At 42.2% G+C, this 11726-nt stretch carries 13 protein-coding genes; 2 read left to right on the forward strand and 11 right to left on the reverse strand.

Annotation, left to right across the window (positions count from 1 at the left end; all coding sequences use genetic code 11):
- Positions 1–127: 127 nt before the first annotated feature.
- The 10 genes from KTE19_RS10920 to KTE19_RS10965 all read right to left on the reverse strand — a co-directional run bounded on the left by KTE19_RS10920 (position 128) and on the right by KTE19_RS10965 (position 8937).
- Entirely contained in the window at positions 128–622 is a 495-nt protein-coding gene (locus tag KTE19_RS10920) for a GNAT family N-acetyltransferase (protein ID WP_217163084.1), read from the reverse strand.
- A gap of 151 nt (positions 623–773) precedes the next feature.
- Positions 774–1604, reverse strand: coding sequence for a hypothetical protein (locus tag KTE19_RS10925; protein ID WP_217342285.1), 831 nt, complete (start codon positions 1602–1604; stop codon positions 774–776).
- A gap of 29 nt (positions 1605–1633) precedes the next feature.
- Positions 1634–2557, reverse strand: coding sequence for a GH25 family lysozyme (locus tag KTE19_RS10930; protein ID WP_217163080.1), 924 nt, complete (start codon positions 2555–2557; stop codon positions 1634–1636).
- A gap of 353 nt (positions 2558–2910) precedes the next feature.
- Entirely contained in the window at positions 2911–5445 is a 2535-nt protein-coding gene (locus tag KTE19_RS10935; protein WP_217342286.1) for a M1 family metallopeptidase, read from the reverse strand.
- 42 nt (positions 5446–5487) lie between these two features.
- Positions 5488–5847: a YccS family putative transporter gene (locus tag KTE19_RS10940; RefSeq protein WP_217163076.1), complete on the reverse strand. Its 360-nt coding sequence runs from the start codon at positions 5845–5847 to the stop codon at positions 5488–5490.
- Positions 5848–5928: 81 nt separating this feature from the next.
- The gene (locus tag KTE19_RS10945) at positions 5929–6348 is read right to left on the reverse strand and encodes a universal stress protein (protein WP_217342287.1); all 420 of its coding nucleotides are present in this window, start codon (positions 6346–6348) and stop codon (positions 5929–5931) included.
- 138 nt (positions 6349–6486) lie between these two features.
- A complete protein-coding gene (locus KTE19_RS10950; RefSeq protein ID WP_217163208.1) occupies positions 6487–6897 on the reverse strand; it encodes a hypothetical protein in 411 nt (136 codons plus the stop codon).
- An 11-nt stretch (positions 6898–6908) separates the two neighbouring features.
- Entirely contained in the window at positions 6909–8162 is a 1254-nt protein-coding gene (locus KTE19_RS10955) for a CPBP family intramembrane glutamic endopeptidase (protein ID WP_217163210.1), read from the reverse strand.
- Between the two features lie 17 nt (positions 8163–8179).
- A complete protein-coding gene (locus tag KTE19_RS10960; protein WP_217163212.1) occupies positions 8180–8395 on the reverse strand; it encodes a helix-turn-helix domain-containing protein in 216 nt (71 codons plus the stop codon).
- A gap of 17 nt (positions 8396–8412) precedes the next feature.
- Positions 8413–8937 (reverse strand): hypothetical protein, encoded by a 525-nt coding sequence (locus KTE19_RS10965; RefSeq protein WP_217163214.1) that lies wholly within the window; start codon positions 8935–8937, stop codon positions 8413–8415.
- A gap of 250 nt (positions 8938–9187) precedes the next feature.
- On the opposite strand from KTE19_RS10965, the gene KTE19_RS10970 reads away from it, so the two are divergent.
- Together KTE19_RS10970 and KTE19_RS10975 are read left to right on the forward strand one after the other, a co-directional pair.
- On the forward strand, positions 9188–9664 hold the full coding sequence (locus KTE19_RS10970) for a TspO/MBR family protein (RefSeq protein WP_217163216.1): 477 nt from the start codon (positions 9188–9190) through the stop codon (positions 9662–9664).
- Positions 9665–9696: 32 nt separating this feature from the next.
- On the forward strand, positions 9697–9897 hold the full coding sequence (locus KTE19_RS10975) for a hypothetical protein (RefSeq protein ID WP_054747765.1): 201 nt from the start codon (positions 9697–9699) through the stop codon (positions 9895–9897).
- Positions 9898–10458: 561 nt separating this feature from the next.
- On the opposite strand, the gene KTE19_RS10980 is transcribed toward KTE19_RS10975, so the two are convergent.
- The gene (locus tag KTE19_RS10980) at positions 10459–11322 is read right to left on the reverse strand and encodes a YitT family protein (RefSeq protein ID WP_217342288.1); all 864 of its coding nucleotides are present in this window, start codon (positions 11320–11322) and stop codon (positions 10459–10461) included.
- Positions 11323–11726: the final 404 nt, after the last annotated feature.

An 11726-nucleotide genomic window follows, 5' to 3' on the forward strand; every position in this document is an offset into this window, starting at 1 on the left:
AATTGACTACTATATTTTGTCACAAGAAAAGCCCCACAATCATTAGACTTACTTGTCTAACAATTGTAGGGCACTTCAATTGTCATGAACGCTCTTTCAACTTTTAACCGATAACCGATTTAATGATTTAAAAATGCTTCCCTAGAATATCCAAACTTCGGCGTTGACCGTCCATGATCGCAACATCTGGCAGGTGTCCCCAAGTTTCAAAGCCATTTTTCTTAAACAACTTCTGGCTCGGTGCGTTGTGGGTGAAGATAAAGGCGACCAACGCATCCAAGCCTAAACGGGCCAGTTGACCAGTAACATAATCAATTGCTTGTTGGCCAATCCCATGGTGCCGGTACCTTTCATCAATATAGATACTGATCTCCGCCGTTCGGTGGTATGCCGGCCTGCCGTAAAAGGATTCCAGCCCAACCCAGCCCGCAATTTGATTATTCTCTTTGATGACCCAGATTGGGCGATTATCGAGGTTAAAATCATCAAACCAAGCCTGTTTTGAAGCAACCGATACCGGCTCCAAGTCAGCAGTTGCCAGCCGGCTGGGAATCGTTTCGTTATAAATTGCAACGATCGTGGGTAAGTCCGTTGGTCGCGCGTTCTCAAATTTGATTGTCATTAAACCACCTCATGTTTTTAGCTACCTCAATAGTCTAAGTCAGCCGGTCTAGTTACACAAGCGTTTCAGTATAAAAAAGGCTGCCGTTCAACCCCCTATTGAGGATTTAAGCAACAGCCCAGATATAACAGATTATGGTTAACTTTTATGGTTATTTCATGCTAGCGGCCATCTTAATTGCCGTGGTTGGATCAGTTGTTTTTAAACGATAAACCACATTACCCGACTGCCAATTAATTAATTGAGAAGAATCCCCAACATTGAATTTGACAACTCCCTGACTCTTTGGGGCCGGTAAGGCATAATTTTCAAACATTGAAACACTGTTAACCGCTAACTTCTTAGGAGTGGTGTTGTTCACTGGACTTCCGTGCACGCTGATCGACCAATTCCCTTCATTCCAGGAAATATATTGTTGGCCGGCTCCACCTTGGGTATGACCAACAATTGAATGGCCCAAGTCGACCTTTGGCAAGCCCTTAATTTCTGATGCACTCGTATAATCGATGTGGCTTTGAGCTTCGCTGTTAGAAGCATAGGTTCGCTTGCTTAAAACAGCGTATGGGGTCTCACCTTTGATGCTGGCATCATTTACGGCCAGGGCATCGTCTCCCAAACTGTAATAAACCGTATTATTAGCTGAATCGCCAGAGTATCTAATATGCACATTCTTGGAACCGGTGCCAACGCCGGAATTCTGCGGCAACAACGTATTCGATAATTTTTCTGAGAGGTCTTGGGTTAATGAAGAAAAATCATATGCTTGCTGACTCGTCCCTGATTGACCGGAAGCAGATGCAGCATTTGAGGTTTGACTGGAACTACTGGATTGAGAAACGGAACTGCTGCTAGATTTAGCACTCGAATTTTGCATATCCGTTTTTGATTCATTATTCGATGATTGTTTGCTTGAGTTACTGTTACTGCAGCCTACCAACAGTAAACTGAGTAAAAGCACGCCACCTATTTTATAAACTTTCATTGTTGACCTCCACTAAATGGAATTTTGAATTATTGAACGTAGTTTTTGTTAGCAGTAAAGTAACGACCATCTGCAGTTTCAAAATAGTATGAGCCGGTGGATCGTTGATGGATCGCACTTACAGATACCTTGGTACCAGCATTAACCGTCACAACCCGGTTGGCTTTCTTAAAGCTAGTTGAGTCATAAAGATAAATCTTCTGAGTGGTTGTGACACTTGGAACGACATCCGTAAAGTACGTTGGTTGTGCGGCTGATTCAGATTGCTGGCCGCCGATCCACCAGGTGATTGGCTTGCTGGAATTAAGAATCGTGCTGGCATCAACCGACTCCTTAAGGGCTGGCACATATTTTTTATTCGTATATTGCCAAAGATCAGTCTGAATGGTCGGCTTAGAGGAATAGTTCGCAATCCACTGAGCATCAAAATTTTTCCGGGCAGTATTAGCATGGGCTGTGGCAAATGATTGATAGGAATAGAAAACCAACTTCTTGCTGGTCAGGGAACGCATTTCATTATACCAGGCTGTGACCGCAGAATTTGTCGAACCTGAAGTAACATCATTTTCTTCGTAATCCAAGACATAGAATTTTGCGTTCTTGTTAGAATTTTGATAGAAAACTTTGGCTTCATTTTTAGCACTGGCCGCACTGGTGAACGTTGCGTAATCATACTCACCAAATGGAATCCCGTTTTTCACATATAAATTGGTGTTGCTGGTTGCATATTTGTCCTGGTAGTTTGCCCCATACTGGCGCCGGTTAATGATGAACGAAACTTGGTCTTTCAGTTTAGCCACTTGCGAGTTCGTCAATTTTCCCTGCCATTCAGAGATATCAGGAATAATTGTCGTACTTGCGGAAGCTTTCAGAGCTCCAAATAACGAAAATGAAAGCAAAATCGTTAAAATTGGCAATAAAAATAGTTGTATCTTTGATTTTCCAGTAATCATATAAAGCACCTCATACGTAAAAGTTATTTTCGATATGCAAAAAACGATTCGACTTGACGATCATTTCCGAGCGCATATCCAATAGGTAGTCGATTGAACACTCAACCAACATACGATAAAACATTGCCAGATACAATATGAGATGCTTACTTACAAAAAAATATTACATTTGTCAGGACTACGAGAACAGTCTAAGGGCACTTTCTTTGCAAAAATATTATGTTTTTGTAACAACAATTCATTTAACTTTTAAGGCATCACTTTGATCACTAAAATTGATTATTTAGTTAAAAAAGGCTGAAAATCTCAGTTCAACGAAGATCTTCATCCCTTTTCGATTAAAAATTAATGAATCATTTTACAACCTGGTTCACAGCTTGATTAACAGCATCTTTTTCATCATTCACAAGCGCAACCCGACTCTCAATGACGCTAATATCCATTTTAATCTCCCGAGTTAACCCTGGAGTTGGAATCTTGGGCTCGAAGAAAGCTTTAAACTCAGCCAAGCGTTGTGAGGTATGGAAGACGCTTGAAATGACCGTAATGTAAGTTCCAAATTCCATGTCACCACCAACTGTGTCTTCCAACCATTGCCAATTGGCACGAATCCAGTCCCAAGCGGCCTGCTCACCATCTTCATTAGCAAGGACGCCACGGAACCAAGCTCGTAAGTCCTGAGGCTTGATGGTGTCAGCATCTTTGAATTTCGTGATTAATTCAGCAATCAATCCAGAATCAGTTGTGCTGGTTAATGCTGCGCAAATGTCTTGCTTGTAACTTGCATCCGCGGTTTTGCGATAATCATCCAGAAGCTGATTAAATACCGCTTTGTTCCCAAAGTTCTTAACTTCATTGATCAAAACAAATACCCGAATTCCAGCTGGTAAGGCGGCCAATTTGCTTTGGTTAGCCTCAAACAGGCTGTGGGCTGAAGCAATTGCGGCAGCATTTTCAGCGTAAAGAGCAGCATTCAAAATATATGGCCGGGTTAATTGATCATTGTTTGATTCTCCTGATTTAGGCTCCCAACCCAAGCGCTCAAGTTGCGCTGCACTCAGCTGATTGAAGAATGCCTGTAGTTGGTGCTTTTCAGTCGACTTGGGGGCAACAAATTTCTTTAAATTGCCTGCAACTCGGTATAAAGCGGCATTCACAATATTTGAATGACTTCCTGCAAACCGTGGCAATAACAGCACGATATTAGCGTAAGAATTTTGACGACCGTCAGCCAGCAACCGCAAATCTTGCAATATTTGCAATTGAGAAATGGCATCCAACTGATCAACATGGCCCAAAATGTCCTTCATGAGGGTTTCATCGTATTGGATAATGAAGTGTGAGTTATTTCCCGCATTCAAGAAGAATGGCTTGCCGTTTTGTTCTCTTAACTGGTCATAATCACCGACAGTCACGGCTTTGTCGGCCATAATGTCAGGAACTTGATCGTAATTGCTGTTCAACGGAATCTGCCACTTGCGGTCTGCGTCTTTGCTTTCCCCAATAAAGAACTGTTGTTGGGTTAACGTCAGCTTGCCGTCAACGACTTTGGCAGTCACAACTGGATAACCAGGTTGCTCCAACCAAGAATTCATAATGGCGCCAACATCCATCCCAGAAGCATCCCCTAATGCTGACCACAAATCAGCACCAGTGGCGTTATGGAATTTATGAGCGGCAAAATAATTCTTCAAGCCCTTACGTAACGCGGCGTCGCCAACTAAAGCGCGGGCCATCACTAACATCCGCGCCCCTTTAGCGTAAACAATAGCGGCGTCAAAGATCGAATCAATTTCAGCCGGATTCTCCACCTGAACATGAACTGGCTGAACGCCGTCAGTCGCATCCCGCTGCAATGCGGCCGGAACATCTGATGTCTGGAAGACTTCCCAAATGTGCCAGTCAGGCTCGATGGCATCAATGGCAACGTATTCCATCATATTGGCAAAACTTTCGTTCAACCAGAGGTCATCCCACCACTTCATGGTTACCAAATCACCGAACCATTGATGGGCCAATTCGTGGGCGATGACTGTGGCAACCAGTTGCTTCATTTCAAACGAGGTATTCTTCGGATCAAGCAGTAAATAGGCTTCCCGGTAAGTGACTAAGCCCCAGTTTTCCATGGCGCCGGCAGAGAAATCAGGCAGGGCCAGCTGCCATGAATGTGGTAATGGATACGGGGTCTGATAGAAATCTTCATAGAATTCAATTGAGCGTTTGGCAATGTCCAAAGCAAAGTCCAGTTCATCGGTCTTGTGCGCCTTAGTTGCGAAAACGCCAACCCTAACCCCACTCTTAGTCGTAGTTTGCTTACTCTGCAGTTCACCAAAACCAAAGGCAATGAGGTAAGTGGACATCCGCATAGTTGTATCAAAATAGTGAACACCATTTTCAGTCTTAACTTCGGGCATGTTGCTGATAATGGTCTCGCCATCGTGTTCATCGTACTTGACCGCCAAGTTAAAGGTTGCTTTGGCTTCCGGCTCATCAACACATGGAAAGGCTTGGCGGGCAGCCGTCGTTTCAAACTGGGTGCCGATAATCTGCTTCTTAACGCCATCGACTTCGTAATAAGATGGGTAAATGCCCATCATAGTGTCGGTTAATTTAGCGCTAAAGTCGATGGTGATCGTCGTATCGCCGGTTTTTGAAAGCTCGATTTGAATGGCTTCATTCTGATCATCAATCTTAAACGGCACAGCTTTGCCATCTGCCTGGACAGCTTGGATCTTTAAGAATTTCTGGTGAATCGAAATTGACTGTTGTTTTGCATGACCATTAATGGTTGATCGACCTGAAAATTGCTTCTTTTCCCGGTTGATATCCAAGTAGATATCGTAATGATCCGGTTGAAACTTTTCGTAGAAGTGAGTAAGTTCTGCCATGAGTTGCCTCCTAAAAATTTAATTAACTATATTATACGACTCTTAACTTAACCGTCGGAAGAGCCATTTAAAAATTATTCCGGTAAATAAAATACCGGTACACAGAAACAGAAAATGATTGATCCAATTACCGTTGTTTAAGCTGGCAAAATAGCCAACTAAAGTGATCAGCCCCATTAAACCAGCGGCTACTGTCAAGGTTGGGAACTTAGCAGTTAACAGTGACGCCGCAAAAGCAACCATGCTCAACCCCGCTACCAGCCATAAAACATTTTGATAGGCAAGCATAACCCCGGCTGCAACCGTTTCTTGTTTGACAAAATAGCCAAATAATATGTAAGTCCCCACCAGTGCGGCTGCAAAACTCACAACAATTAAAATTCCTAAATCAATTCGTTTCATGATTCCACCTCCAAAACGACTCATCATCACACGTAAAAACGCCCACTAGAAAGTGAACGTTAATGGCTTTACCTTATTTAACTATGCATTAACGACCAACACTTGGGTACCGGATTCTCTTACCACATGATTAGTGGTTGACCCCAAAATCACTCGGTCAAACGCATTCATTCCGGTCTTACCCATGATGATCAAGTCAACATCATTTTCTTTGGCAAATTCAACAATTCTTTGTTTGGGGTTGCCATCCTCAACGACCCCTTTGATCGTCACGCCTTGGTTCCATGCTTGATCCCGGCAGCTTTCGACAATTTTATGGGCATTGGTTGATAACCCTTTATAAATATCAGACGAAAGTGCATCCGAATCGTATTTAATATGATGAACAACTGATAAAGCGATGATCTCCGCGTGAAACACCTTGGAGTATTCAAGGGCAACATCCAGCGCTTTTTGTGAGTTCACACTACCATCCAGTGGCACCAAAATATTTTTGTACATAAAGAACTCCCCTTCCAAAAAAGGCAATCTTTCGTATCCAAACTATTCTGTCTTCATTATACAATCTGCGGGTCGGAAGTTTAAATAATATGCCAAAAATGGTCGGAAATCGGGGCATTTAATAAACGATTGATTTCTTTATTGTAATTTCTGAGGTTGGCCAAAGATTGCGAATTCCCGGTTTGTCAGTTTCCAGGCTTGGGCGGGAAAGGTCGTCCCCATAATCGCTTTTGCCTGACGATTAGTATAGACATAACAGGAAAATTTGTGATTCCCACGTTTCTGGTGAATCACGTACTTGAATTTCAAGTTAGAATTTCGGAAAACATGGTGCTTAGTTGCGTTCCCGGCATCGTCACCAATTCGATCAGCGAAATAGGCAATCGCTTTTTTACTGGTCAGCGTCTTGACTTTTTTACCCGATGGACTGTAAACATCAATCCAGTCGTGAGAATGTCGTGCAGATTTAGTAGTTGACGCTTGCTGCGATGCACAGCTAGTTAGAGTGAACAGTAGCACTGTGAGGCCAATTAGTTTTAATTTAATCATCAATTTCTCCTTTAACTTTCTGACAGATTAGCAACTGGTCGCCGCAATGCTTGCTTACGCTGATTGGCACGAATTGTTTGCTCAAACGGCCCAGTCTTCATGGTGTAGATCGCAATCAATCCAAGGACAACCTGAATAGCCGTTGTGATTACTATAAACTCAACCAAAAACGATGTCGGCTGGCTCACAAATGGGGTGACACTCCCAGCCATATCCACCGAAAATAAATCAAAAATGCTATGCATGATAACCGTTACCCAAATTGTTCCGATATATAAATAGATGATTGCGAATACCACCCCCATCCCAAAGGCCGCTAATATCTGTAGACTAGTTGTTGCAAGTGGTTGATAGAAAATGTGATGCAAATGCCAGGCAGCAAACAGCGTCGCAGTAATCAATGTGGTCTTTAATATCCTGGTCCTCACAGATCCCTTCACCGCGTTTAGAATTTGGGCAAGAAATAGGTATCTGAAGATCAATTCTTCCTTGAAACAAACGGTGACAATTGTGAAGATCACATAGATAGTTGCAGTCGTTAAGGAGTCGTTTGGAATGACCCACCTAATTTGAAGCGGTAGGGAAAATAACCGCGACCAACTACCCGCAGACATTCCCATCACCAAAAACCTGGGCACAATCAGTAACGCCAACCACCAATAGTTTAAATGATGATTGAATTTCAATTTGGGTAATTGGTACTCCCAATGGACCATGGCGTAGATCACCAGAAGCGTCGCTGAGATAAATGCAACCCAATACGGGGCACCATAATCGTTAACATAGTGGTTACCAAAGCCCAAACTTTGGGGGAAAAGCCCGAAGCCAAGATAATAAAAGAAGATTGAAACCATTCTCAAAACAGGATTAGTTTCATTTACGACCAACTTGAAGAAACCAGGCAACGACAGACCGATAATGAGGATAGTCCCTAAAGATAGCAATCCTTGAGCCCAGAAGTGGGTTCCCTGCCAAACGATCGCCAACAAAGCATTAACGACCATAATTAATACCAACGAATATAAGGTATAGCTGGCTAATTTTAGACTGACCGTAACAACTGACCGGAAAGCATTGCGAGCCCGCCAAAAATCTGTTAGCCAGATCAGCCCACTGGCAATCCCACCAATCAAAGTCCAGATAAAGAGCCCTGAACTGCTTAGATACGATACTTGCAAAAGATGAAATAAAATTGTTAACCCAACGCATCCCAAACATTCAAGCCCAAACTGCAGATCCACTCGCTTATTTGATGCCGTTGCCATGATTAATTCTCCTTCTCTCATTCAGTCGGCTCATCAGGAACATATTCCAACAAATCGCCCGGCTGACAATCCAACACTGCACACAATTTTCCAAGGGTCTCAAAGCGAACCCCCTTAGCTTTGCCAGTTTTTAGTTTGGATAAATTCACCGTCGTAATTCCAATCTTGGCAGCCAATTCTTTTGACGTCATTTTTCGTTCCACCAGGACCCGGTCCAGATTGACTTGTATCATATTTCCACCAGCCCCTCTCAGACAAAGTCTTCATTTTCTTTTTTAAGTGCCAAGCCCCGTTTGAAGATGATGTAAATCACGTAGATTGTGAACCATGCTAGAATTTCCGCAAACAATGACTGGCCATAGGAAACGGCAGCCTCAAAGTGCAAAAATTTCCAAATTAACGCCAACATCCCATCAAAGATCACCAAGCCGCCAAAGGAATATGAGCACCAACGAATATAACTCAGGTTCCGGTCATTGAAGATATCGTTGGTGTGAAATTGACGCAGCAGCTTATAAAGCGCAAAAATGATGATCGTTCGGAAAATTAACACCCCAATCACAATCAAGATTGTCACCAGGGATTCAGTAAATGCTGAATGAGCGCGCACCGCTAGCTTGGCAATGAGCGGAAAATTGGGGTTATTGCCGATAATCAATGTGGCCAGTGTTCCGAAAGCCACAATCGCTGTCAGTAAAGCTTGGACAATGAAAGCTAGTAGGCTTCCAATTGACAGCAGCTGAATAAACCAGCTTTCATATTTTTGGTTCATCATCTTTCATCTCCTCATAAAATTATCGTAACACATTAATTTTATAATTCAATAGTTTAATTAATTTACCTTTTACATTAATTTTACAGAGGGTTAATCTTGAGCTCCAACTTAATAACTGAACATTTCCGCCAAACTTCAAATTAGCCATGCCGTTCCTTTCACGATAGGATAAAGGATATCAATATTGTAATGAATAACGTTCTTAAGTTGGATATTTAATTATATTGAAGCCATTCGAGGAGGTCACTGCATGACAAATAACGCTAAAATTAATTGGCTGTCACTCACAACGTGGATTATCTTGGTTGAAGCAATGGGCTTGTTATCAGCCCAACTCTCCGGTGATATTAAAGGGCTATACAATGCGTTGTCCCTGCCACCGTTATCACCTTCAGGGGTTGTCTTTGGCATTGTTTGGCCAGTTCTCTATTTGTTCATTGGCATTGTGGGGTATCTGCTGTGGTCTGATCGCCGAAACAATTTAGTTAACCTGAGTTTCTTTTTAGGTCAATTATTGTTAAACTTTGTCTGGACAATCGTTTTCTTTAACGGTAGTCTGTTTGTAATTGGTCTGATCATCATTGTCGCCATGGACATCATGGTTGCCAGTTTAATGTATCGCTTACTGCCAACCGAGAAGATTGCGACTTGGCTACTTGGCCCTTATCTAGCCTGGCTACTGTTTGCAACCTACCTTGCTGGTGGAGTGGCGCTGTTGAATCATTAGACCAACAATAACCATTCGAAGGGACATCACAAATGATTCTATTATTACTACTGCTCATTTTATTTGGCACGCTCATCTTTAAAACAAGTTGGTTCTTACTCAAGTTGGTTGTTGGCATCATCGCGACCATTCTATTGGTTGTGCTGTCATTTTCAGCCATTTTCTTTTTGCCGCTGGTGATCTTAACTATCGGCTACATCGTTTATTCGATTTTTCAGCATTCACAAGCGTAAGTCGTTCCAATAAATGATCGTCATATCCATAGACTAAGACAATCGACGTTTTGATCCCAGAATTCACCGAAGAGGACCAATTATTCCTGATTTTTGGAATAGTTGGTCCTCTTTGTTAAATGACCAGGATCAATCGTTTGTCGCAAGTTTTATCAATATAAGAATGTCCAAATTAATTTTTAAAGAAACAAGTTCTGTATTCGCATCAGCTTCCATACTTATAGAAGTCACATCATCAATTGTCAACTCTTTCGAAACTCGTTCGACAACAGAAAATGCATCATTTCGAAGCTGCCCTTAACCTTGTTCTATTCCCGTTTTATCCTTTCCAAACTCTTTCGAAACTCTTTCTAAATCTATTGAGGCGTGTATGATGCAACGGAATTTTTCTGAATGATGAGGCGTTTTGAGGATCAATCATTGGGAAAACATCACCAATCGTAACAAATCAACAATGCTGCAGTGCGCTCAGCTTAAAAAACATCGTCAACGCCAAACGGTTCAAGCCCCGCTTAACGTTAACGATGTTTTTTATTGTGATTTCGTCTAACTCTTTATTGCCTAAAGAATCCGGCGCATATTCAATCCTCGCGTACTCCTAATATTTTCAACCACAATCAGTGCATTCTTGTCTTCCTGCTCAATAATCGGCACAATCTTGGTTACGCGCCTTGGGCTGGCAATCATGTAGAGTATGTGCTGGTCAGCACTGCTGTAAAAGCCGGTGCCATTGAAGATGGTAATCTCTTGGCCCAATTGTTTGGAAATGGTGGTTGCGATCTCCTGGTACCTTGGTGAAACAATCAGGACGGCTTTCCTAGCCCCGACGTTCGCCATGAATTGGTTGGTAAACACGGAATAAACGTACAGATAAATGACTGTCAGAATCGTGTTGGTAAACCCAATGATCATAATGAATGGGATCACGATTACAAGGTCAAACAGTAAGCTGCCAGTGCCCACCGACATGCCAAAGAAATAATTCAATAGCTTGCCAATGATTGTATCCCCTGCAATCGTCCCGTTATACCGGAAAATTAACCCGATTGAGATTCCAGTCAATGCCCCTGCGAGAAGCGTCGGCACAATCAATTCATGGGTGTGATAGGAATAAAGAACCGGCAGTTTTAGAAAGACGGTCATCCAGGCGATCGCCCAAATGGTTAGGTAAGTGGTCTTCTTTTCGAATAATCGATATCCTAGCGCAATCAGCACGGTATTGATCAGTAGGTTAGACAGATATGACGGAATCTGAAAGGCATAATACAGGAGCGCGGTAACGCCCATTGCCCCACCTTCACCAAGATGAGAGGGTAATAATAAATAATTGTAGGTCATCGAATAAATAAACGCTCCGATAGCAACCCCGATGAGTTCGGTCGTTTTGATATTAAGTTGATTCCAGTACCGCTTAATTGACTTCATTTTTATACCTCAGCAATTTATGTATGAATTTCATTTTACCATCAATGCTGGGTACTTGCAGTGAAATGTTGCCTATGGGACTCCTGAACGGAAAAGGAATCAGCCTTTTAACCTGCTTGTCACTGTGGCAAATGAATGATGTAATCAAAACAGTTTCAATGGGATTTCAGAAAACATCCAAAATATATGTGACAAAAAAATATCCAGACTGGAAAACTTTTGCGGCTTCCAATCTGGATATCTTTTATTATCCTTTCCAAAAAATAGAAATGCCTATTTGATACGTAAAAAGCCCTACCAGAGCTAATCTCTTTGGTAGGGTTTTAGGGTTCTACAATATCTGTTGTTGGTAATAGATTTTATCTATTACTGATGACAGATTTTTTGTTTCTCGTTAGAATAAA

Source organism: Lentilactobacillus dabitei, assembly GCF_019061365.1.
GTDB classification, from domain to species: domain Bacteria; phylum Bacillota; class Bacilli; order Lactobacillales; family Lactobacillaceae; genus Lentilactobacillus; species Lentilactobacillus dabitei.